17 protein-coding genes are annotated in these 25,351 nt (G+C 33.6%); 13 read left to right on the top strand and 4 right to left on the bottom strand.

Translation table 11 applies throughout. From position 1 onward, the window contains the following. Positions 1–190: 190 nt before the first annotated feature. The 9 genes from AAYQ19_RS03475 to AAYQ19_RS03435 all read left to right on the top strand — a co-directional run bounded on the left by AAYQ19_RS03475 (position 191) and on the right by AAYQ19_RS03435 (position 11,683). A complete protein-coding gene (locus AAYQ19_RS03475) occupies positions 191–1,282 on the top strand; it encodes a mevalonate kinase family protein (RefSeq protein WP_343533870.1) in 1,092 nt (363 codons plus the stop codon). A gap of 9 nt (positions 1,283–1,291) precedes the next feature. Next, positions 1,292–2,167, top strand: a complete 876-nt coding sequence (locus tag AAYQ19_RS03470) for a sugar phosphate nucleotidyltransferase (protein WP_343533868.1) — start codon at positions 1,292–1,294, stop codon at positions 2,165–2,167. Positions 2,168–2,343: 176 nt separating this feature from the next. Then, positions 2,344–3,717 carry a sugar MFS transporter gene (locus AAYQ19_RS03465; protein WP_343533866.1) on the top strand — a complete coding sequence of 458 codons (1,374 nt, stop codon included), beginning with the start codon at positions 2,344–2,346 and terminating at the stop codon, positions 3,715–3,717. A gap of 31 nt (positions 3,718–3,748) precedes the next feature. Continuing rightward, positions 3,749–5,677: a glucosamine-6-phosphate deaminase gene (gene nagB, locus AAYQ19_RS03460; RefSeq protein WP_343533864.1), complete on the top strand. Its 1,929-nt coding sequence runs from the start codon at positions 3,749–3,751 to the stop codon at positions 5,675–5,677. Between the two features lie 300 nt (positions 5,678–5,977). Continuing rightward, complete coding sequence (locus AAYQ19_RS03455; RefSeq protein WP_343533862.1) at positions 5,978–6,214, top strand: DUF3820 family protein; 237 nt, start codon at positions 5,978–5,980, stop codon at positions 6,212–6,214. Positions 6,215–6,615: 401 nt separating this feature from the next. Next, complete coding sequence (pyrG, locus tag AAYQ19_RS03450; protein WP_343533860.1) at positions 6,616–8,229, top strand: CTP synthase; 1,614 nt, start codon at positions 6,616–6,618, stop codon at positions 8,227–8,229. Positions 8,230–8,299: 70 nt separating this feature from the next. Then, positions 8,300–10,210, top strand: coding sequence for a membrane protein insertase YidC (gene yidC / locus AAYQ19_RS03445; protein ID WP_343533858.1), 1,911 nt, complete (start codon positions 8,300–8,302; stop codon positions 10,208–10,210). Between the two features lie 95 nt (positions 10,211–10,305). After that, on the top strand, positions 10,306–11,022 hold the full coding sequence (locus AAYQ19_RS03440) for a toxin-antitoxin system YwqK family antitoxin (protein ID WP_343533856.1): 717 nt from the start codon (positions 10,306–10,308) through the stop codon (positions 11,020–11,022). Positions 11,023–11,125: 103 nt separating this feature from the next. Continuing rightward, on the top strand, positions 11,126–11,683 hold the full coding sequence (locus tag AAYQ19_RS03435) for a DUF4956 domain-containing protein (RefSeq protein ID WP_343533854.1): 558 nt from the start codon (positions 11,126–11,128) through the stop codon (positions 11,681–11,683). Here the strand turns inward: AAYQ19_RS03435 and AAYQ19_RS03430 are convergent, their stop codons facing one another. Then, positions 11,684–13,561 (bottom strand): PEP/pyruvate-binding domain-containing protein, encoded by a 1,878-nt coding sequence (locus AAYQ19_RS03430; protein WP_343533852.1) that lies wholly within the window; start codon positions 13,559–13,561, stop codon positions 11,684–11,686. Positions 13,562–13,704: 143 nt separating this feature from the next. Between AAYQ19_RS03430 and mnmA the strand changes: the two genes are divergently transcribed. The 4 genes from mnmA to AAYQ19_RS03410 are packed head-to-tail and all read left to right on the top strand — an operon-like array spanning position 13,705 to position 17,928. Then, positions 13,705–14,892, top strand: a complete 1,188-nt coding sequence (gene mnmA, locus AAYQ19_RS03425) for a tRNA 2-thiouridine(34) synthase MnmA (RefSeq protein WP_343533850.1) — start codon at positions 13,705–13,707, stop codon at positions 14,890–14,892. Between the two features lie 44 nt (positions 14,893–14,936). Continuing rightward, positions 14,937–16,541: a S8 family serine peptidase gene (locus AAYQ19_RS03420; RefSeq protein WP_343533848.1), complete on the top strand. Its 1,605-nt coding sequence runs from the start codon at positions 14,937–14,939 to the stop codon at positions 16,539–16,541. An 11-nt stretch (positions 16,542–16,552) separates the two neighbouring features. Further along, positions 16,553–17,497 carry an NAD(P)H-dependent flavin oxidoreductase gene (locus tag AAYQ19_RS03415; RefSeq protein ID WP_343533846.1) on the top strand — a complete coding sequence of 315 codons (945 nt, stop codon included), beginning with the start codon at positions 16,553–16,555 and terminating at the stop codon, positions 17,495–17,497. Between the two features lie 20 nt (positions 17,498–17,517). After that, the gene (locus tag AAYQ19_RS03410; protein WP_343533844.1) at positions 17,518–17,928 is read left to right on the top strand and encodes a hypothetical protein; all 411 of its coding nucleotides are present in this window, start codon (positions 17,518–17,520) and stop codon (positions 17,926–17,928) included. Positions 17,929–17,988: 60 nt separating this feature from the next. Here the strand turns inward: AAYQ19_RS03410 and AAYQ19_RS03405 are convergent, their stop codons facing one another. Genes AAYQ19_RS03405 through AAYQ19_RS03395 form a run of 3 tightly spaced genes read right to left on the bottom strand, consistent with a single transcriptional unit; the run spans position 17,989 to position 25,121 of the window. Continuing rightward, positions 17,989–19,959 (bottom strand): DUF3857 domain-containing protein, encoded by a 1,971-nt coding sequence (locus AAYQ19_RS03405; RefSeq protein ID WP_343533842.1) that lies wholly within the window; start codon positions 19,957–19,959, stop codon positions 17,989–17,991. Further along, a complete protein-coding gene (locus AAYQ19_RS03400) occupies positions 19,940–21,892 on the bottom strand; it encodes a DUF3858 domain-containing protein (protein WP_343533840.1) in 1,953 nt (650 codons plus the stop codon). Before AAYQ19_RS03400 ends, AAYQ19_RS03405 begins: the two co-directional genes overlap by 20 nt. After that, the gene (locus tag AAYQ19_RS03395) at positions 21,867–25,121 is read right to left on the bottom strand and encodes a tetratricopeptide repeat protein (protein ID WP_343533838.1); all 3,255 of its coding nucleotides are present in this window, start codon (positions 25,119–25,121) and stop codon (positions 21,867–21,869) included. Before AAYQ19_RS03395 ends, AAYQ19_RS03400 begins: the two co-directional genes overlap by 26 nt. Positions 25,122–25,351 lie beyond the last annotated feature (230 nt).

The raw sequence follows: 25,351 nt of genomic DNA, 5'->3' as shown, positions 1-25,351 counted from the left end.
ATGCGAGAATTACTATATGTGCTCGAGAACATTTATTTTAGTGTGTTCGAGCACATTTTTGTTTTTTTTCTTGTTTTATCAAAATATAATATATAGTTTCGTAAAATCAAAAACGAAATACTTAAATAAATTTATAACCTAAAAGTATTATAAATCATTGGTTTTTAATATTTTAATGTAAAGTTTTTACATGAGAAAAATTACTTCATTAGCCCCGGGGCGCACCTGTCTCTTTGGAGATCATCAGGACTATTTAGGGTTGCCTGTGATAGCCTGCGCCATAGACCGAAATATAAAGCTGACCGCGACACAAAATATGACTAACACATTTGTGATTAATATGGTCGATATTGATGAAGTTCGCGTCATTGATATTAATGCAACTTTTGAAAAACTGGAGCCACGAGATTATTTTGCCTCGTCGTTGCGTGTTTTACGCAGGCATGGATGTGTGCCAGCAATCGGATATGACATTATCGTTACAGGAGACATTCCAATAAATTCGGGAACATCGAGTTCATCGGCATTGTTGATGGCGTGGATTCGGTTTTTGATTGAAGCTTTTGGAGTTGATCAAGAAGTCACGCCAGAATTCGTTGCTCAAATTGGCTATGCTTCAGAAGTTTTGGAACATGGCGAGCCAGGTGGCATGATGGATCATTTCAGTATTGTAGCTGGAAATATCATTTATATCAATACAAAAGAGCCTTTTTCTTATCGTTGTATCGGAACCGAATTGAACGGACTAATCACCGGTGTTTCTGGGGTTCCTAAGGAAACTATTGGCTTGATTGGGAATTTGAAAGGAAATGCCTTGATGGCGATTGATCTTGTAAAGCAGAATTATCCAGATTTTGATTTGAATGCTTCTGAAATTGAAGATGTCGATCGTTATAAAAATTGCTTGCCCGACCGTTTGATTCCGTTTTTTGAGGCGGCTTTGAAAAATTACCATTATACAAAAGAAGCTTTAAAGGAATTTGAAAAGCCAGTTTTAGACTTGAAGAAAATTGGTTTTTGGATGAATCAGCATCACGAAGTTTTGCGTGATTTATTGAAAATTACTGTTCCGCGTATTGATGACATGATAAATGCGGCTTTGAGAGCGGGTGCCTACGGAGCAAAAATCGTGGGATCTGGTGGAGGAGGAAGCATTGTAGTAATTGCAGATCCAAAAAACGAAGCTCAAGTCATTGACGCGATTTTAAAGGCAGGCGCGCAAGAGGCGTATGCAGTAACGGTTGATCCGGGTGTTAGAATTATTGAAAATATCGAAATTTAGAAAAGAAATATGCACAACAATTTAGTTATTCTTGCGGGCGGTGCTTCGTCACGTATGAAAAAGGAAGCTGTTACAGATAATTTATCTGCAGAAGAAATCGCTCAGGCAAATGAAAGAAGCAAGGGCTTGATTGGAGTTGGCTCCAGCGGAAGGCCTTTATTGGATTATCTTTTGTTAAATGCTAAAAAAGCGGGTTACCAAAACATTTACATTATTATTGGAGAACAAGGTGAATTGTTCAAAGAATTTTATGGAAATCATGATGCCGATAATGATTTTCATGGATTGAATATTTCGTTTGCCATACAATATATTCCAGAAGGAAGAACAAAGCCTTTTGGAACAGCAGATGCTTTGTTTCAGGCTGTGGAGCAATATCCAGAATTGAATGAACTTGAGTATTCAGTTTGTAATAGCGATAATTTATATTCTGTGGAAGCTTTGTTGGCGTTGCGAAAAACCGACAGCCCAAATGCATTTATAAGTTATGATCGTGATGCTTTGGAATTTCCTTCAGAAAGAATTTCGCGTTTCGCCATTGCGAAATTGGACAAAAACAATCAGCTTTTGGACATTTTAGAAAAGCCGACTGCAAATGATTTGCAAAATTATAAAGATGTGGAAGGAAAAATCAGAGTAAGTATGAATGCTTTTAAGTTTACAGGAAGCACTTTGTATCCGCATTTGAAAAATTGTCCAGTGAATTTGGAAAGAGATGAAAAAGAGCTCCCAACCGTTCTTTTAAACACTGTGAAAGCAAACCCAGACACCACTATCGGAATCCCTTTTTCTGAGCATGTGCCTGATTTGACGGCGAAAGAAGATATTGCAGATGTAAAAGAATATCTTAAAAAACACTATCCAGTTCTTGATTGGGAGTCTTAACAAAAAGTACTATAAACCTCACATCTATTTTAGGATAGCGATCATTTATTGGATTATTTTTGGTGTTGCAAAAAAAACGCATATATTTGCACAAAATATGCAAAACGATAATTTAGCGTTGATTCTAATTTAGATTGAAAAATAAAAAATCTATTAACAATCAACCCAAAAGTATTATGTCAAACATTGAAAATGTCATACCAGCTGTAAAAAGGAATGCAATCATTCCGATGGTTATCTTGACCGCATTATTTTTTATTCTAGGATTTGTAACCTGGCTAAACGGACCATTAATTCCTTTTTTTGAATTGGCTTGCGAGTTGTCGCCGTCTCAAGCTTATTTTGTCACTTTTGCTTTTTATATAGCCTATTTTGTTATGGCTGTGCCTTCATCTTGGGTAATAGAAAAAGTAGGGTATAAAAACGGAATTTCATTAGGATTGTTGATCATTGCTTTAGGAGCATTTTTATTTTATCCAGCTGCTGAAAGCCGTACATTTTTTCTGTTTTTGATAGCGCTTTTTGTGATGGGAACCGGTTTGGCAATTTTGCAGACAGCCTCAAACCCTTATGTCGTGGTTATTGGCCCAAGAGAGAGTGCTGCAGCGAGAATCAGTGTTTTAGGAATTGCGAATAAATTGGCTGGATTTGTAGCGCCAATTATATTGACAGCTTTGGTTTTGTCAAATATGAAGGAGTTTACAGCTGACAAAATCGCGATGCTGGATACGGTTTCAAAAGCAAATGCTTTAAATTCTCTTGCATTACAATTGCAAAGGCCTTACCTTTATATGGGGTTGATTATTATAGTGTTAGCTCTTTTTGTGAAGCATTCTCCACTCCCGGAAATTGATTTGGATGAAGAAGGAAATATTTCAAATCTGAGCATTTTCAAACAAATTAAAAATGCATTCAGACGTCCACAATTGGTTTTGGGCGTTATAACATTAATGTTGTATTTGGCCGCGGAAGTTTTGGCAGGAGATTCTATTGGTGGTTTTGGAAAACAATTAGGAGTATACGGAGACGAAGGAAATTTTTATCTGAAATTGACTTCTTTCACAATGTCAGCAATGGTTGTGGGTTATATTTTAGGAATAACCTTGATTCCAAAATATCTGTCGCAAGTAAAAGCTTTACAAGGATCGGGCGTTTTAGGAATCATTTTGGTTATTGCAATTGTTGTGATTTCACCTAAATTGATGATTCAGTTGCCTGGAATTCCAGCCTTGCCAGTAGTGATTTTGTTAGTAGCGTTATTAGGTTTGGCAAATGCACTTTGCTGGCCGGCTATTTGGCCAATGGCTTTGCAGGATTTGGGCGGATACACTAAAATAGGAAGCGCCATTTTGATTATGGGGATTATTGGAGGAGCTATTTTTCCATTATTCTACGGGTTGATTACTGAAACAATTAATAATGCAAATATTGCGGCCGGAACACAAGCAACTTCAAGAAGCGGCAATCAGCTGGCGTATTTAATGCTTTTGCCATCGTATGCAATGATTCTGTTTTATGCTGTAAAAGGGCATAAATACCGACGATGGTAAATAAATGAGAAACTAAATAAAAAACTATATCATGTTAAAAAGTAAAATCGACAAAGCAACAGGATTCGAAAAACGATTCGAAAACATCAATACCGTTGTTTTTGAAAACTCAACTGATGCTTCAAAAGAAGTGGCGAAAGAAATTGCGGCTTTAATTCAGGAAAAGCAAAAAGAAGGGAAGCCATGTATTTTAGGATTGGCTACAGGTTCTTCTCCAAAAGGATTGTATGCTGAATTGGTTCGTTTGCATAAAGAAGAAGGTTTGAGTTTCAAAAATGTAATCAGTTTTAATTTGGATGAATATTATCCAATGGAACCAAATTCAATCAACAGTTATGTTCGTTTTATGAAAGAATTGCTGTTTGATCATGTCGATATTTTACCTGAAAACGCTCATGTTCCAGACGGACTTTTAACAAAAGAGCAAATTGCTGATTATTGCCACGAATATGAAGCTAAAATCGAAGCTTTAGGCGGAATTGATTTGCAGATTCTTGGAATTGGAGGTAATGGACATATTGGTTTTAATGAATCGGGTTCGCTTCAAAACTCTAAAACACGTTTAGTGGCATTGGATCATATTACAAGAGTTGCAGCAAGCAAAGATTTCTTCGGTTTGAATAATACGCCAAGAACTGCAATTACGCTTGGAGTTAAAAAAATCATGGAGGCAAAAAGAGTAATCTTATTGGCTTGGGGAGAAGGAAAAGCAAATATTGTAAAAAAATCTGTTGAGGATGAAGTTACAAATAGAGTTCCTGCTTCATTTTTGCAAGAGCACAACAATGCGGTTTTTATTTTAGATAAAGAAGCTTCTTCAAAACTAACAAGAATCAACAAACCTTGGTTGGTTGAGAAAATTGTTTGGACAGATAAATTAACTCGTAAAGCGGTTTTAGGATTGGCATTAGATCTTAAAAAACCAATTTTGATGCTTACAGATGCAGATTATATCGAAAACGGTATGAGTGATTTGTTGGCAGATTCAGGCCCAGCTTACGATATCAACATTAAGATTTTCAATAAATTACAAAATACAATCACAGGTTGGCCAGGTGGAAAACCAAATTCAGACGATTCAAATCGTCCAGAAAGAGCTGAGCCTGCTAAAAAACGTGTATTGATTTTCTCTCCGCACCCGGATGATGATATCATTAGTATGGGAGGAACTTTTATGCGCTTGCAAGAGCAAGGACATGAAGTACATGTTGCGTATCAAACATCTGGAAACATTGCAGTTGCGGATGATGAAGCGTTGCGTTTTGCAAGATTCGTAATTGATTACAACGAGAAATTCGGAATCAAAAGTGAAGAAGCAGATAACATTTACAAAAAAGCAGAAGCTTTCTTGCAGAACAAAAAGAATAGCGAAATTGATATTCCTGAAGTTCGTTATATTAAAGGTTTGATCAGAAAAGGAGAGGCGAGAGCGACAAGTTATTTTGTGGGTCTTCCAGATTCTCAGATTCACTTTATGGAATTGCCTTTCTATGAAACAGGAACAATTGAGAAAAAACCAATTGGTTCAGAAGATATTCAGTTGACGGTTGATTTAATTGAAAAAATTAAACCACACCAAATTTACGCAGCTGGAGATTTAGCAGATCCACACGGAACACATAAAGTTTGTTTGGATGCTATTTTTGAAGCGGTTAAAGTTTTAAAGCCAAAAGAATTCATGAACGACTGTTGGTTATGGTTGTACCGTGGAGCTTGGCAAGAATGGGGAATTGACGAAGTTGAAATGGCAGTTCCAATGAGTCCTGATCAGGTTTTAGCTAAACGTCACGGGATCTTCAAACACCAATCTCAAAAAGATGGAGTTGTTTTCCAAGGAACAGATGCTAGAGAGTTCTGGCAAAGAGCCGAAGACAGAAACCGTGAAACAGCTGAGTTATATCACCAATTAGGTTTGGCAACTTATGCGGCAATGGAGGCTTTCGTGAGATGGCACTACTAGAAAGTGATAAAGGCTCAAAGTGACAAAGGGACAGAGGTTTCTAATCTTTGTGTAAATCTTTAGTTTTAAAATCTTAAATAATATTTTTGAAGCAGGGAGAGGGGATGAAATAATATTCTTTTTTCTTGCTTCTTTTTTTTAAGGTTCTAAAGTACTGAGGTACTGAGATGCCAAGTTTTTAATCTGTGAGAATCCTTTAAACCTGTGGCAAAAGAAAAAATAAATGGTAGTTTTGCGTACAGTTGAAGTAAGCGGAAAAGCGAATAAGTCTTTCCTCTAGCTTCTTTCTTCTTCAAAATTATGGACCAAGACAAAAAACAACTTATAAAATTAGCGCACACCAAAATGCCTTTCGGGAAATATGAAGGGCGATATCTGATTGACCTGCCCGAATATTATGTCGTTTGGTATCATAATAAAGGATTTCCAAAAGGAGAATTAGGCCAGCAATTGCAATTAATTTATGAGCTAAAACTCAATGGACTCGAGGAATTGATTCGAAATATTAAGAAGCAATATCCTAATCCTATTAAATAGTAAGAAAAATCTTTGGAAGTTTGATTTTTTTTGCATAAGTTTGAAACAACAAAAAATATTATAGTTTCTAAAAACAAAGTGATACCACAGAATTCAAGCCTGAATTCATGAATGTGTACAAGTCAGTGTTTTTTTAAATTGTAATATTTTTTTTTGGGCTAAAATTCAATGTGCTTTTCAAAACACAAATATTTTTTTAAAAGAAGCAAAATCCTAAGTGAAATTAAAGACATTCGTCAAAAATCTTCCCAATTAAAACTTAAAATTATTGATTACAGAAACAAGTAATCGATCTGTTTAAAAATTTGCAAAATTATCTCATTCTGTAATAGAGAAATTGTCTAATTAAATTTGTACTTTTGCCAAGTTTTTTACACAACTACTTACAAACAAACAACAGAATGAATCAAACAAAATATATTTTTGTTACAGGAGGTGTGACCTCTTCATTAGGAAAAGGAATTATTGCGGCATCTTTGGCTAAATTGTTACAAGGAAGAGGATACCGTACAACTATTCAAAAATTTGACCCATATATCAATGTGGATCCGGGGACACTAAACCCGTACGAGCACGGAGAATGTTATGTGACAGATGATGGAGCTGAAACTGACTTAGACTTAGGACACTATGAGCGTTTCTTGAACGTTCCTACTTCTCAAGCTAATAACGTTACTACAGGAAGAGTTTATCTTTCAGTTATTGAAAAAGAAAGAAGAGGAGAATTTTTAGGAAAAACGGTTCAAGTTGTTCCTCATATCACAAACGAAATCAAAGACAGAATGCAATTGCTAGGAAAATCTGGCGATTATGATATTGTAATTACTGAAATTGGTGGAACTGTTGGTGATATTGAATCATTACCTTATATAGAATCTGTTCGTCAATTGGTTTGGGAGTTAGGTGAAAATAATGGAATTGTAATTCACTTGACATTGGTACCTTATTTGGCTGCAGCAGGTGAATTAAAAACAAAACCAACACAGCACTCTGTTAAAACTTTGATGGAGAGTGGTATTAAAGCAGATATTTTGGTTTGTAGAACAGAGCATGAATTGTCTCAGGAATTACGCCAAAAATTAGCTTTATTCTGTAATGTAAAAAAAGAAGCTGTAATTCAGTCAATTGATGCTTCTACAATATATGAAGTTCCAAATTTAATGCTTGAAGAAGGATTAGATGTTGTGGCTTTAAAGAAATTAGATTTGCCTAAAAAAGCATCTCCAGATCTTAAAAACTGGAATACTTTCTTAAAAAGATTAAAAAGCCCAAAACAAACGGTAAATATTGGTTTGGTTGGGAAATATGTAGAAATGCAGGATTGCTACAAATCAATTTTAGAAGCGTTCATTCATGCAGGTGCTGCAAACGAAACGAAAGTAAATGTAATTTCGATTCACTCAGAGCATATTAATGCTGATAATGTGGAAGAAAAATTAGGAGCTCTTGACGGAGTTTTAGTTGCTCCAGGTTTTGGTGAAAGAGGTATTGAAGGAAAAATTGAAGCAGTTCGTTACGTTCGTGAAAACAATATTCCGTTTTTCGGAATTTGTTTAGGAATGCAGATGTCTGTTATCGAGTATTCTAGAAATATTTTAGGTTACGCTGAAGCGAATTCTACTGAGATGAACGAGAAAACGCCTCATCCAGTTGTGAATTTAATGGAAGAACAAAAAAATGTAACAGATAAAGGTGGGACAATGCGTCTTGGTGCTTGGAAATGTGATATTAAACCAAACACTTTGGCACATAAAATTTACGGTCAAAAAACAATTTCTGAGCGTCACCGTCACCGTTATGAATACAACAATAAATATGCTGATGAATTGCAGAAAGCTGGTTTAAAAGCTTCTGGAGTGAACCCAGATACAGGATTGGTAGAAATTGTAGAGCTTGAAAATCATCCGTTTTTCATTGGGGTACAATATCATCCAGAATATAAAAGTACAGTTGCAAACCCACATCCAATTTTTGTGAATTTTGTGGCAGCAGCGGTTAATGCGCATAAAAAATAAGAAGAAGATGTAACGTTTGAGGCAAACTCATTACTAATGCTCTTCAAAGAATAACTTTTTTAAATTAATAATGGAAGAAAAAAAATTAGACCTTAATTCAATCATTGGTTTTGTATTGATATTCGGAATTTTGCTTTGGATTATGTCCCAAAACCAGCCTTCTGAAAAAGAAATTGCTGCTGAAAAAGCCAAGAAAGAATTAGTTGCTAAACAAGAAGCACAAGCTAAAGCTGATAAAGCAAAAACCGCTGCATTGCCAGTTGCTACAACAACTCCTGGAGATACTGCTCAAATCGCTCAATTGCAAAAAACTTTAGGAGGATTTGCTTATTCAGCAACACTTCCTTCTGCAAAAGAAGCTTTTACTACAATCGAAAATGAGAAATTAAGATTAAAGATTGCTAATAAAGGTGGTTATATTGTTGAAGCTACTCTAAAAGAATTCGAAAGATTTAAAAAAGGTTCAGGGCAATTAGTTGAGTTAGTTAAAAACAATAATTCAAACTTGAATATTCAATTGCAAACAGCAGACAATAGAACATTAAATTCTAAAGATTTGTATTTCGAGCCAACATTAGAAAAAGTTGGTCAAGATCAAGTTTTGTCAATGCGTTTGAAAGCGGGTGCAAATGAGTTTTTAGAATACAAATACGTTTTAAAACCAAATGATTATTTGGTTGGTTTTGATGTTCGTTCTCAAGGATTGAACAAAGTCTTGAATGCTTCTAAACCATTAGATTTACAATGGGATTTGAAAACATATAGAAACGAAAAAAGTGTTTCTTATGAAAATCGTTTTGCGCAGCTTGATTACAAGTACGAGGAATCAAAATATAATAATGTAAGTCCTAACGGGCAAGGAAAAGAAGAAACTCCTACGAAAGTTAGTTTTGTGGCGTTCAAACAACACTTCTTTGCTACTATTTTATCAACAGAAAAACCTTTTGAAACTTCGAAATTACAATCGGATAATTTAGTTAAGGACGATAAAATTGATACGGTTTTCACAAAACAATTCAGAGCTAATTTGCCTTTAGCATTTTCAAATGGTGAGGTAGATTACAAAATGAGCTTGTACATGGGGCCTGTAGATTACAAGACACTAAAAGCTTACGATAAAAATTTCGATAAAATCATTCCTTTAGGATGGGGGATTTTCGGTTGGATCAACAAATTTATTTTCGTTCCATTATTCGGATTCTTGAGTTCAACAATTGGATTATCATTAGGAATTGCGATTATCATCTTTACAATTATCATCAAATTGGCTATGTCGCCAATTACCTATAAATCATTCTTGTCTCAGGCTAAAATGAAAGTTTTGCGTCCTGATATTGCAGAGTTGGGAGAAAAATACAAAAAAGACCCAATGAAAAAACAACAGGAAACAATGAAATTGTACAACAAAGCGGGCGTAAACCCAATGGCGGGATGTATTCCAGCATTGATTCAATTGCCTTTTATGTATGCTTCATTCCAGTTTTTCCCTGCAGCATTCGAATTAAGACAAAAAAGCTTCCTTTGGGCAGATGATTTATCTTCTTTTGACTCAGTTGTAAAATTACCATTCCATATTCCAGCTTATGGTGATCATATCAGTTTGTTTCCAATTTTGGCAGCAATTGCGATTTTCTTCTATATGAAAATGACTTCTGGAGATCAGCAAATGGCAGCGCCTCAGCAAGAAGGAATGCCAGATATGGCAAAAATGATGAAAATCATGATTTATGTTTCGCCATTAATGATGTTGATTTTCTTCAATAGTTATGGTGCTGGATTAAGTTTGTACAACTTTATTTCGAACTTAATTACAATCGGAATTATGTTTGTGATCAAGAATTATATTGTTGACAGCGATAAAATTCACGCTCAAATTCAAGAAAACAAATTAAAAGAGCCTAAGAAGCAAAGCAAGTTTCAACAACGTCTTCAAGAGGTAATGGAACAGCAAGAAGATGCGAAAGCTCAGAAAAAGAAATAATTCAATAAAAAAATCTCGATTTATCGAGATTTTTTTATTTTTAAAAATACTTTATCAGAAGTGTTTTTCGTTAAAGCTTAAAAATTAAATTTATTATGATTTGTAAACAAATAGTTGCTGGATTGCTTTTTTTAAATGCTTTTTTAGTTTCGGCTCAAGATGTAAATAAACTAGACGCAGACGGCAAAAAAGATGGAGTTTGGAAAGGAACTTACGAAACATCAAAACGCCCTCGCTATGAAGGAACTTTTAGTCACGGAAAAGAAACCGGAGTTTTCAAGTTTTTTGATGATACTAAAAAGGGCGATGTAATTGCAACGCGCGATTTTACAGCTAGTGATGGGAGTTCATTTACTATTTTTTATGATCAAAATAAAAACAAGGTAAGCGAAGGAAAAGAAGTTGGGAAAGCTAGAGAAGGAGAATGGAAATATTATCACAAAGCTTCTAAAGTGGTGATGACGCTGGAAAATTATAAAAACGGAAAGTTAGAAGGCGTACGATCTGTTTTTTATCCAGATGCTAAAATTGCAGAGGAGATGACTTATAAGAATGGCTTAAAAGACGGGATTTATAAAAAATATGGTCAAAATGCAATTCTTTTAGAGCAATCAACTTTTAAAGATAATTTGTATAACGGCGACGCAGTTTTCTATGATTCTGATGGTGCGATGGCATCTAAGGGTAAGTTTTTGAATGGTAAAAAAGTTGGAAAATGGCAGTTTTATGTAAAAGGAAAATTCAGCAAAGAAATAAATATGAGTGATCCAAAAAGCAATTATCAAGCTGACTCAAAGCCAAAAATGGAATAGTCTTAATAATAAAATTTTACGCCACGAATTCATGAATTTTTGTAAAAATAATTCGTGAATTCGTGACGTTTTTATTTAAATTTGATTTACTAAAACTTTGTAAATGGATTTAAACGAATTGATTGGCCGATTTTTTTTGCTGTTTTTTTCAATTTTGGTTTTGTATTTTTTCTCCAACAGAAAAGATAACGAAACCATAAATCCGTTAATGGTTATTGTAGGGCTATGCACTTTTTCACTTTGTTATTTGTTTACCAAAATTGAAATTGGGGTTGGGATTGGATTTGGCCTTTTTGCCATTTTTTCGATTTTGCGCTTTCGAACGCAATCTTTTACTGTAAATGCAATCATTTTTCTTTTTGCCACGATCACTTTGTCTATTCTGGATATCATGTATCCTTTTGAAAAAATAGAAATATTACTTTTCTTTCAAGTTATTATTATTGGGTTTTATGTTGTGGCATCTATTATTGTTAACAGAAAATCGTCGAAGTATTTGAATGCTGTCGATTTAAAAATTCTTATAGAAGGCGATTTTTCATTAGATAATAAAAACATTAGACATTCTATTCAACAAAAAATCAATATTGACGATTTTGATTTTAAAGTTGTATTGATTAATACGGTTTCTAAAGAAATCGATGTTCAGGTTTTTTATTGATTATTCATTAAAAGGACGAACCTGTTTGATATATAAATCTCTGTTTTCGCCTACAATCTTAAACTCAATATCAACAGGGTTAAATCTGTTTTTTCTCCAATAGCGATACATTTTTGATTCAATTTTTTTACTGACCAAAAAAAGATTGCTCATTTCTTTTCTACTCAACAAAGGTTCATTGTTATTTAAATTGGAATTGGAAGTATAGTCCACATCAAAATCGGTGTAGTCTTTTCCATCATTGAAATGCGAAGCTATAAACTGTTCGCAGATTTCACCTTTTTCAGGTTTTACGACTGAGTTTTCTCCCTTTTGGACATTTACGGTAATTCCAGGAAAATCTTTTCTGAAAATGTTTTTGGTGATCACAACGCCATTTGCGAGTTCATCAGGAAAAGAGCGATGTACAAGTACGCCCATTGCAATATTATGCTGATCAATGCCAAAAAGCTCTCTTTCAGTATAAGATGCTTCATTCCAAACACTTGCCCAGACTTGTTTAATCGCTTTTTCAAACGTTTTGATGCTATCGCCTAAAATGCCGGTTTTGGAATCATATAATCCAGCGCCATTAAAATCATCCAGATCTTCTGCATTTGTTGACGATCTAAATCGGAAGTTTTTGAAAGTGGCATTTTTAAAAGTCTGATTCAATTTTGCTATTAATTGCGGATCAACAGGCTCTTTTTTAATAGCATCTCTAATTTTTTTCAATTGCTGATGAATCCAAACGGTTGAATCTTTGTGCGTATTATCCAAAAGTTCTTCAATTAAAGGCGAAATGGATTTTTTTTGAATGTGTTTTGTGTAAAAATAAAACGGAATGGCATGAGCATCTTCTGGAGTCTTAAACGGAATTTCTTTTGAAATCGCGATCAAGTAAGCCATGTTTTGTGCTTTAGAACCGATGTAATTCACACCATTTTTCGGAATTGTGTTCAAATTAACTAATTCTGTGACGCTGTTGTCAATTACTAATTGTTTCTTCTTTGAATTGTTTTTTTGGACAATTTTTTTATTTGTTTCTTTAATGTAAAATGTATCAATTTGAATAGTTAATTCGACTTTTTTTGAAATCAAACGCTTGATATTGTTGTCTTTAAAAACTTTGGTATAAGCCATAATTGGGATTTTTCTGTTTTTTCCCAAAAGAACCAAATGGCTTAAAGGCGTTTGAAGCTCGTTTACAATAATGCCACGTACATTTGGCAAAATATCAGGCGTTCCATCTAAAACAATAATTTCATCTGATTTCGGTTTGATTGTTTCTAAATCCTTTATTTTATACTGTTTTAAAATTCCAATATTGCTCCCAGAAACTACTTCTTGATAGCTTACTTCATTAAAAATATAATCTGATTTTACACAAGGAATTTTGAATTTTTGTTGTTGATACCATTCCATTTTTTCAGGATTGTTCAGATAAAAATTCAAACGAGTACCTATAAATGTTGATTGCACTATCAGATTGTAAAATTTTTCAATTAAAGGAATTGGCATATGATCTGAAGCGGCGAGTTCAAAAATCCACTTATCAGTTCCCTTGATATGATTTAAATTTCCAATTAAATATTCTCGGTTTTTTTCGGTGTCGCTGTAGTTGTCGTCATTAAAAACTTCTACGCCTTTGTCGTAACCTAAATAATCGGTCACAAAATCGTAATGAAGCGGAATCAATGTGCTATTGAAATAATACATTTTCTTTTGCTTCAAATCATAAATAATTTTTACCGATTCAATATTTGAAAATTTATCCGAAAGCGGTTTGCCTTTAAAGGTCTTGTATGCTTCATAATTAGGCAAAGAAGCACTGAATCTTTGTGCGCTTAAAGATGATGTTAGAATCAGAAAAATAAGGCTATAAACGATTTTTTGCATGACATTCTTATTGGTTATTAAAAGTAATTAAAAAAAACGATAGGTTTTGTTTACTGCATGATTATATAAACTAATCAAAACTGCCAAAATTTTCTATTATTTGGCTTATCTTTGCACCCTTGTAAAAATATAAACGATTTAGAATGAAACGTGTAGTTGTTGGACTTTCTGGTGGAGTAGATTCTAGTGTTGCAGCTTATTTATTGCAACAGCAAGGATACGAAGTTATTGGCCTTTTTATGAAAAACTGGCATGATGATTCGGTTACTATTTCTAACGAATGTCCTTGGTTAGAAGATAGTAACGACGCTTTGTTAGTAGCCGAAAAACTTGGAATACCGTTTCAGACTGTCGATTTGAGCGAAGAATACAAAGAAAAAATCGTTGATTATATGTTCAACGAATACGAAAAAGGAAGAACTCCAAATCCTGACGTACTTTGTAACCGCGAAATCAAATTTGATGTTTTCATGAAAATTGCTTTAAGTCTTGGTGCTGATTATGTTGCAACAGGACATTATTGCCAAAAAAGTGAAATTGAAGTTGATGGAAAACCTGTTTACCAATTAATTGCAGGAAATGATGTCAACAAAGATCAATCTTACTTTTTATGTCAATTATCGCAAGAACAATTATCAAAAGCATTGTTTCCAATTGGTGCTTTGACTAAACCAGAAGTTCGTGAAATTGCTGCTGAAATGGAATTGGTAACGGCTGAAAAGAAAGATTCTCAAGGTTTATGTTTCATTGGGAAAGTCCGTTTGCCTGAATTTTTACAACAAAAATTACAGCCAAAAGAAGGGAAAATTGTTCAGATTGATAAAAACGATCCAATTTATGAAGTGGAAGATGCTTCTGGATTGTCTTTAGAAGAACAATTAAAATCCGAATCTCGAAAACTGAATTACCTTCCAACAATGGGCAAAGTGGTTGGAAAACATCAAGGAGCTCATTATTTTACAGTTGGCCAAAGAAAAGGTTTAAATGTAGGAGGAACTACAGATCCGTTATTTGTAATTGCTACCGATGTTGAAACCAATACCATTTACACCGGTTTATCAAGCAATCATCCTGGATTGTTTAAAAAAGCTTTGTTTGTAGGCAATTCTGAAGTGCATTGGGTCCGTACAGACATGACTTTAAAACCCGGCGAATCGAAAGAGGTAATGGCGAGAATTCGTTATCGCCAACCTTTGCAGAAAGCCGTTTTGCATCAATTTGAAGACGGAATGTATGTTCGTTTTGAAGAACCACAATCAGCAATTACTGAAGGTCAATTTGTTGCGTGGTATTTGGATAATGAATTAGTTGGTTCGGGAGTAATTTCTTAGCTTTATACTTTTTTATAAGGGATTTCCCTTTTTAAAAGTAAGCTATGAAGTACTATTTCTTCTTTTTTTTATTACTATTTACTTCGGCGATGTTTTCGCAGGAAGATGCATGGGTTTATTTTAAAGATAAGCCAAGTTCGCAATCTTTTCTGGACAAACCTTCTGATATGTTGACACAGCGTTCTTTAACCCGAAGAACAGCTCAAAATATTGCATTGGATCAAACTGATGTTCCAGTTGAGAAAAGTTACATTGATCAAATAAAATCAAGCACAGGAATTACCGTTTTAGCCAAATCAAAATGGCTCAATGCACTTCATGTTAGAGGAACTCAAGCCAATGTTTTGGCGATTAAATCATTGTCATTTGTAGATAAAGTTGTTTTTACTAATAAGACTTTAAATACGACTGGTAAAAAAGTTGGCGAAAATCAAATTGCGCAAACAAAAGATAAATTAAAAACTACTATTGATTACGCTTACGGAAATTCGGCAAGCCAAATTCAAATGCTTAACGGGCAAGCATTGCACAAGCAAAATTATACCGGTTCTGGAAAAATAATTGCGGTTCTTGATGCGGGTTTTCCGGGAGTAGATGTAGTTCAGCCGTTTCAGAATCTTAGAGCAAATAACAAAATTTTAGGAGGTTATGATTTCGTAAATCGAAATGCCAATTTTTATACCGGTGACAATCACGGAACTTTAGTGCTTTCAACAATGGGAGGCTATAAAGAAAACTCTTTGATAGGAACTGCTCCGGATGCATCATATTATTTGTTTATAACCGAAAATGATGCGACTGAAAATCCAATTGAAGAGTCCCTTTGGGTTGAAGCCGCAGAAAAAGCTGATAGTTTAGGCGTTGATATTATTACAACTTCTTTAGGTTATTTTGAATTTGATAAAGCTGGTGAAAGTCATACCTACAGCGACATGAATGGAACGACAACTTTTATTTCAAGAGGAGCTGAAATTGCATTTAGCAAAGGAATTATTGTCTTGGCTTCTGCAGGAAATGAAGGCAGAACGCCTGAACCTCATATTGGAGCGCCAGCAGATGCCGTTTCTGTACTCGCAGTTGGTTCAGTAGGTTCAGATAAAGTGCGATCCACTTTTAGTTCAATAGGACCAAGTTTTGACAATCGAATTAAACCTGATATAATGGCACAAGGAAGTGCAACAGTGATTTCTGATGATCTAGGAAATATTGGAACTGCCAGCGGAACTTCATTTTCATGTCCCGTCATGGCTGGAGTGGTTGCTTGTTTATGGCAAGCTTTTCCATCAAAAACAAATAAAGAAATCAGACAAATGATTTTGCAATCAGCTGATCGATATACTACTCCAGATAATAATTATGGCTACGGAATCCCAAATTTTGGTGCTAATTTAGGAGTTAATGATTTCATGTTGTCTTCATCTTTTTCTGTATTTCCAAACCCAGCAAAAACAACAATTTCTTTTTCATTTTCAGAAGGAAATTACGATGCTTCTGTTGTAATTTATTCTGTTTTGGGACAAAAGTTAATTGAAAAACAAATTACAAATCAAAATCCATTTCTTTCTGTTGAAGCTTTAAACAGTGGCCTTTATTTTTATACTTTTGATGCCGAAGGTTTGCATAAAACAGGAAAGATAATTAAACAATAACAGCCTTTGGCATGAATAAAATTACACAGCTTTTTAATATAAAATACCCAATAATTCAAGGCGGAATGATCTGGAACAGCGGTTACAAATTGGCTTCGGCAGTTAGTAATGCTGGTGGTTTAGGTTTGATAGGTGCAGGTTCAATGTATCCTGAAGTTTTGAGAGAGCACATACAAAAATGCAAAAAAGCCACTGATAAACCCTTTGGAGTCAATATTCCGATGTTGTATCCAAATATTGAGGAAATTATGAATATTGTTGTTGAAGAAGGCGTGAAAATCGTTTTTACTTCGGCAGGGAATCCAAAAACTTGGACTTCATTTTTAAAAGAAAAAGGAATTACAGTAGTTCATGTAGTAAGCAGCAGTACATTTGCTTTAAAAGCTCAAGATGCAGGAGTAGACGCTGTTGTAGCCGAAGGTTTTGAAGCTGGAGGACACAACGGACGTGAAGAAACTACAACTTTGACTTTGATTCCAATGGTTAGGGAAAAAATTCAAATTCCGCTTATTGCGGCTGGAGGAATTGCCACAGGAAGAGGAATGTTAGCCGCAATGATTCTTGGTGCAGATGGCGTTCAAGTAGGAAGTCGTTTTGCTGCTTCAATAGAATCTTCAGCCCACAATAATTTCAAAGAAACAATAGTTAAGATAAAAGAAGGCGATACACATTTGACTTTGAAAGAATTAGCTCCTGTGAGATTGGTGAAAAATAAGTTTTATCAGGATGTTCAAGCTTTGTATGAAAAAGGTCCTTCAAAAGAAGAATTAATACAGCTTTTGGGAAGAGCAAGAGCTAAAAAAGGAATGTTTGAAGGCGATCTTGATGAAGGTGAACTTGAAATTGGACAAATTGCAGGTTTAATTCATGAAATTTTGCCTGTAGAGCAAATTGTGCAACAAATGATAGCTGAATTTGAGGAAGCAAGAAAAGAAAAAGCTACATTTGAATTTTAATTTTCGGTAAGAATTATTTTATGAATTTTATTCGTATTTCTATAATAGTATTGTTTTTTGTTTTTGGACTGCAAAATGCCCAAAGTCAGTCGTATCATTTTAAAACGTCTGGTTTTAGTGTTTTAGAGAAAAATGAAAGAGGAAAGTGGGGAGAATGGTCTAATCTTGATTTGGTAAACCTGAGTGTGGTTTTAGATACCAATAAACACCGAATCGTAGTATATTCTCAAGAAATTCAATTGTTTAATATTTTGGATTATATCGAAAGAGAAGAAAATGACACTGATATCACGTATTCGTTCATGTGTAAAGACAATGACGGAAAAGAATGTAAACTCTCTATTATAACCCGAAAAAAACAGGATTTCCGAAAACAACTTTACATCAACTACGACGATCATATTATTGTTTATAATATTTTTAGTGTTTAGATAAAAAAATAAAGCCCGACATTCAAAAAATGTCGGGCTTCTTTTTTTATTGCTATTGGATTATTGTGTTACAATCACCACAATTTTATTAAAATCAGCGGCAGCATTGATTACTGCTTTGTATTGATCAAAACTTGATAGCGGGTAATTTACAATATTGTAAAACTCAGTGTTTTCCACGATAACTTCATTTTTGTTTTGTGAATATTTGCTGGTAAATGCAGCTTCAGTTTTTCCGTTTAAATCGGTTTTGAAGTCCATTACAAACTTATCCAAGTTTTTGATTTTTGCTCCTTCTGGCAAAACAATTTTTATTTTGCGCGTGTAGTAGTGCGGATAATCAATTTCTACAGGAAGAACACGTTTGTTTTCTTGGTAGAATTCCATTTGTCTTCCAATAGTTTGTCCTACCGAAAATAAATAATTTTCTCCCGCTTTCTGGATCATATCTTTTCCATCAAAAGTCAAGTTTAGTTTGTATGGTTTTTTGCCAATAAACTCGGTACCATCATTTTCTGTAGTAAGGGTTTTGTATTCGCTCTGAAGCGTATAATTTTCAGAAATGCTTTTCAACATGGTTTTGTATTGGTCAGCCGAAACGAAATCTTTTATTGGCTGAAAATTCATTCCAGAATATCCTCCATAAGTCATAACACTAGTAATTGTCGGGTTTTCAAGATCTTTGGTAAAATCGACCGTGATATCCATAAAATCATGCGTAATTTCGGTTCCTGGAATTTCGATAAAATTTACTTCCCCAATTCCCATTGAAACGCCAGCAAAAACTTTTTCCTTGATAAATAAACCATTATTGTTTCCTAGATAATTTGGAAATAATGGCAAACGATATTCGATTTCAGTTGGAGAAAGATATTTTTTAATGCCAGGAAAATAGAACAAGAAATCATTCAAGTTTTCATAGCTTTCAAAATCTTTATCAAAAGGAACTTTGTAACGGCTAGAAGTGAAAACTAGATTTTGTTCTATTTTAAAATATTTGAAAACAGCAACATACAATTTTATAATATCAACACTGTTTGCCTGCTTTGTGCTGATTACATCCGTCAGCGAAGGTTTCATGTCGATATATTTATCGTAAATGATTGTTTTTTTGATTTTGTTTTCAATATTCCAAATTTGCTCCTGAGGATCTTTTGATTCTGGAATTGCGCTGCAAAAAGATGCAATTGCTTTTTCTTGTTTTTTATCTAAAACAGGATTAATTCTTTCGTAAGTCATCGTTGCAAATTCCTTGAAATTATTCAGGTTTTTTCCTCCAGTGACTAAATTTGCATCCATTTTATAACGGAAAAGTTTAAGCTTTACGTCCCAATTTGAATATTCTTCATCATCTTTTAAAGCTGGAATGTCTTTTTCTGAAACGCTTATTACTTTTTTATTCTCTAGTTTTTTGTCGTCAACAACAGCCTCGCTCAAACCATTATAGGATTTGGTTTTAAAAACAAGATGCGCCGGCGTAATCAATTCAAAACTAAAATCAGCAATAGGATATTCATCTTGCATTTTGATGGTATTTCCTTTTAAATCGGGCATTTCTTGGAGCACATAAAGTTTTTCGATCACAGCTCCTTTTTCAAGTCCGTTGATAGGAAAATAATTGTATTTCATTCCTTTTTCTTGATCAACTTCTTCCTTAATGTCCTTTTTGTCTAAGCTGATAATTTTTCCATTTTTTAGAATTACACGAACTTTAGTAATAAGTACATTTTCGTTGTCACCAAATGGAATATAGATTTTGTTGTTGCGCTCGATTGCATCATCAGAATTGATGTATTTTTTTTCATGAATCAAGCGATATTGCGTTACATTGTTTTTGTCAACAACAACTTCAATTTTTACAGTACGATTCAGAATGAATTCTTTCTCGTTTTCATATTTTTTTGGAACCTCGATTTTTACATCTTTTTCATTCCAGTCATAATTTTTGAAACTATAATCTTGCGCAAAAAAGACTGAAGTACACAGTAATGCGACAAAGGTAAAAATGGTTTTAAGGAAGTTTTTTTTCATTATTTTCAAGTAGAATTATGGTTTCGCTATAGTTAGTTTTTAGTTTTTTGATGGTTTCGTTCCAAGGCTCAAAATCGGGTTTGTTGAGCAATAATTTCTTTTGCTGTAAATTGACATTCAAGTAAAGCATGTTGTTTTTTACTTCATATGCAAAATGAGCTTTTAAATAATCATTGTCTATGTCAAAATCCTTTGGAAGATATTTGATTTTATAATTTTTTGGAATTTCCAATGCATATTGTGTCGAAAACTGCGTTAGATATTCAAACTCATATTGTGCAACTCTGTCTTTTGCAAGATTTGATCTTTCAAAAAATTTGTCCAAAAACATATTCAGATAAATTTCTTTGTCCACTTTTACTATGTAATTGTCAAGATCAAAATTGTAATCGATGATGTAAGGCAAGTTTTTATCGGATAAATTTTCTTCTTTATAATCCTTTAAAATGAATTTGTTGTTTCCTTTTAAAACCAAAGATTTGATCATTTCCTGACGTGCTTTATTTGACGCATCACCAATTTGCATTAATATATGGCTTCGGTTGTAACCAAAACGTTCCATTTTTGCATTTCCGATCAATTTGCTGTTTTCGATTTTTAAATTAACCGTTTCTTTTATCTCATTTTGATTTGCTGGAACAACCGGAACGGGGTAAATTTTGTATTGGTCATTTTCGCTGAAAAGCACTTCTTTTCCTTGAATAAAAGCAGTTGGAATGCCATAACGAGTTTCTTTGTCAGTTCCATCCAAAAAGATGTATTGATCGCCTTTTTTATAAAGGGCAATCATGTGATTATCAACAGATGGTGTTGCCAAATCGTTATAAGAATATGGAATACTTCGTGTGCCAATCCAAGCCACCGTAACATCTTTCACGCCTGCATAGTTCGACATGCAAGAAATAATGCTCGCCATATCTTTACAATCTCCAAATTTTCGTTCAAAAACCAAACTTGCTTCACGCGGAATAAATCCTTCATATCCATTTTCAAAAGCAATGTATTTGATGTTGTCTTTCACCCAATAAAAAATGCTTTTTACTTTTTCTTCATCAGTCGTTTTGTCTTTTGTAATGTCTAATGTGAGTGCTTTTAATTCCGGATCTTCTTTTTTGTTCAGGTCTTTTACAAAGTCTCTGTAGTAGTTGAATAATTCAGTAATAGTGCCCAAAACTGGCGTTGTCACATTATTGATTGTATATTCTTTAATGTAAAAATCAACATGGGGAATTTGGTATAAAAAGTCAGGAGCGCCCTCTTCGTATTTAGCCGCTTTTATGTCTGATAATGTCCATCGATGAATCCATTTTCCTTTTTTTTCTGTTTTAGAATAGGTTATGGTTTTGTTTGGATCATTAAAAATTTTATAATCAATAACCACATTTTTATCTGTTCGAACTTCCAAAGTAGAATTTTGAATTGGCATATTGTCGCCAAAAATAAATTTGTGCAACAAATGCGGATCTAAAAACTGTGACTGATAATTGTACACTTTTTTAGCACCCATTTCTAAATTCGGGAAAGTAAGCTGGCGGACTTTTACGCCGTTATAAAAAATAGAACTTGACTGAGACTGTTTTTCAATAGTCTGCGTTACTTTTATTTTTTTCTCTTTTCCATTTTCATTCACAACCGTATAAGCGTCATAACTTTTAACCGGAATCAAATCTGAATAAGAAAATGATTCTTTGTTGTTGATTATTCCGTTTTGTGTCAAAATCATGGATTCATAATGACTGTCATTGATGATTTTTAGTCCATTGTTTTCAATAGAAATATCATAAATTTCAGTATTATCCACGATGATTTCGTTATGATCTGGATATAAGTCTTTAATTTCCTGAAATGATTTTTGAGCAATACCTGCAATAGAATAAAGGCAAAAAAATGCGCTCAGAATTAAAGGTTTATTTGATGATGTCAACCAATTCATCTGAATCATATTTTTTGGTTTGTATTAATTTTCCAGCATTATAAATTAAAGTATTTCCGTGCAATTCGTCATTTTTGAAAGAAACACTTGCCCATAATTGTCCGTCTTCTTTAAAATATTGTTGTGCACCTTCGTAATTGTTGTTAGAAAAATGCTCTTTTTTGTATGGTTTTCCATTTGCATAATATTCAACGCGGTCTCCATCTAGATTGCTATTGGTATAATTGCACTCATATTCAGGTTTTCCATCGGCATTATTGATGAAAAATTTGCCATCTAATTGTCCTTTATTTAAAGTTAATTGAATTGCAGGTTTTCCGTTTGGATAATTCGATACAATAGTTGCAGTTTGATTTTTGATTGGAGTTTTTTCGGTCAATTCACCTGTTTTACTTTTTGCAACAAAGTACTGAGGCATATTATTTTCATAACCAATAATCACTAGAGGTTCGCCTTTTTGATTGTAATACGTGGTTTCTCCTTCACGAGAATCATTAACCATTGAATTCTCCATCATTTTTGATTTGTTGTTGAAATAGCGAACTGATTTTCCGTTTTCAGCTCCAAAAGCATATTCTTCGACTGTTTTTAAATTTCCAACAAAATCATATTGTTTAGCTGTTCCGTTTAGTTTGCCGCAATAGTAGGTTTGTTCAATTAAAACCGAGCCTACAGGACTGTATTTTTTATATAAATTGTGAAGTTTTCCGTTAACATATTCAGCATCCATCATGTAGGCTTTGAATTTATCCTGTGTAATAAATTTGCCATTCAAGATTCCGTTTTTCATTTCGCAGTTTTTGGTGTACATGCCATTATTGAATGCTAAATTGAATTTTCCGGTTTTGTTTTTATAATCAAAATCGTTTTCTAGTTTTTCATTAGGACCAAACGTTTTTTTGTTGGTCATATAATCATTCACATAATGTTCGATTGCTGCAATATTTCCGTTTTGGAAATAAACAAACTTGTCATTTACAACACTATTTTGAGACATAAATCCTTCAGTGCTTACTTTTCCATCAGCATACAAAACTTGAAAAGGGCCATTTTGTCTTCCTTTTTCGTAGTTGTAAATTTGATTAAGTCTAGCAGCGTCATACACTTCATAGCGTCCGCTTAAAGTGTCATTTGCAAAATTCGAGATGGTAGAAATTTCTCCACCTTGATTGTAACTCGTACTTAAACCGCTATTTCTTCCATTAGTATAAGATTCTTTCAAGCGAGGCAGTCCAGAAGCAAACAAATAGTTCCATTCGCCTGTTTTTTTCCCTTTTTCAAAATCTCCCTTAATTCGCATCGTACCATCAAAGTTTTTCATTTCAAAACCTTTTTTAGTAACGCTTACTTCTGTTCCTTTAGGAGCGTCTGCAGTATATTGAATTCCATTTTTTAATTCGCCAGCCTTGTATTTTTCTTCAAAATATTTGTTTCCAAATGAATCAAAACAGCTGTAATTTTCTAAAACACCTTTAGGAGCATATAAACTTTCAGCTGATTTTTTTCCATTTTCATAATAATCAGTTGATTTTGAAACGTTGCCAAGAGAACAAATGTTTTCTCTTTCTAAAGTCTTGTTGGTGTAATACGTTTTATAGCTTCCTTCAATAAAACCATTTTTGTAAACCGCTTCTGATTTTAAGGTTTTGCCATCAAAATATTCAGCATAATTCCCTTCGATTTTATCGTCCTTGCAATTGTATGTTTCGGTCAAATCTCCAATTTCATTGTATGAATTGTATTTACCGCTTAATTTTCCATTGGCAAAATCAATTTCATTTTTTTTGGTTCCGTTTTCGTGCAGACAAATCAAAGTGCCATTTCGCTCCCCATTTGTAAAGTTAATTTCGCAGTTTTTGCCACCATTTGGATAATATGAAGTACTTATTCCATCTAATTTGTCATCTTTATATGTTTCAAATAATGAAATGTTTCCATTTTCATAATAAGTAGTTCTCTCTCCGTTTAGTTTTCCAGCAGTAAATGATTTTTCTTCGATAAGGCGCCCTTTTTCATCATAATATTTTTGATGTCCGTCTAGCTCTCCATTTTTAAAATTAAGCTCTCCGTTTACATTTCCAAGCGCATTTAAATATTTGCATTTTCCGTCAAATTCTCCATTGATTTGCTTCCCAATAATAAAAGGTCTTTCATTTCTGATGCTTACCACAACTTCTTCATTTTTGCCAAAAAGATCTAAATTTCTTTTTCCAAAAACACTCCAAAAATCTTTTTGTACATAGTCATCATTAAATGACATTAGTTTTTTCTTTTGCTTGTTTAATTCTTTACCAATTTTATCTTCGAGAGAAAGCAAACTGTAGTAAGAGTAATTTTCCAGCTGATTTTTTTGAACCATATCTTTTACCCACGGAATGTATGTTGTTTCAAAGAAACCGTCGCCCATTTTATGTTCCAAAGTATACTCGGCAATCGCTTGTACTTGACGTGTTATCTTGTCATCAATGCTTGATTTTACTTTATAGACTTTTTTCAGCGGTAATTGATTTCTCAAAATAGTCTCGATTTCTTCGAAATTATCGCCAGATTTTGAGAAAACCAATTTGTTTTCTGCTAAATAATTTTGACCAAAATTCTCATTCAATTGCAATACAGCTTTACTTGCAAATTGCCCAGTAGGAGCAATGGCTAGGTAGCTCATTAGGGCAAGAGTTCCTTCTGTAATTTTTCCATTTTCAAATGCCATAATACCCAATAAATAATGGGCAGCGGCGTAGTTAGGATCGTTTGTAACAATTTGTTTTAGAATGTCAAGTGCTTTTTGAGTCTCTTCTTTACGAATGTAAAGGATGGCAAAATTGTACTGAAAGGTTGAAAAATTCCCAATGTATTTTTCACCTTCCTTAAAGATTTTCTCTGATAATTCGTATTCCTTTTCGTTGCTTAAAAAGATAGCGTACATTTTATACAGCTCCGGAAAATCCTGCATTTTTCCTTTTGCATATAAATCTTCCAAAAAAGCTTTGAGTTCGCTCTTTTTTTCTTGTGCATTAAGGACTAAACCAATCTCATACTGCGCATTTAAGTAGCGCGGGTCAATTTTACTGATTTTTTTATATTCTTTTAAGGCTTCATCATACTTTTTGTCGTCATATAATTTTTCACCTTTTTTGATTATCGAATCATTGTTGTAAACAAAAGCATAATCAGTTTGTGCATAGTTTTTTGAAAATGAAACTAATAAAAACAACAGTAAAATTTTTTTCATTATAGTTTTTGGTTTTTTCAAATATAGAGATTTTGTTCAAATCTGCATTGATTATAGGTATTTCTTTATTAATTATTTTCTAAATATCTTAAAAACAAAACAATTCCTTTGTGAAGTCTTATAAATGCTGAAAATTGAATATTTTCTGATGAAAAAATAAAAAACAAAACCCTTCCAATTTCAAAATCAGAAGGGTTTTAAAAAGAGAACTTAGAGTCTCAGTATCTTAA

The organism is Flavobacterium mesophilum (genome assembly GCF_039581405.1).
Classification (GTDB): domain Bacteria; phylum Bacteroidota; class Bacteroidia; order Flavobacteriales; family Flavobacteriaceae; genus Flavobacterium.
Note: the sequence above shows the minus strand (reverse complement) of the source record. Positions and strands in the feature narration are given on the sequence as shown.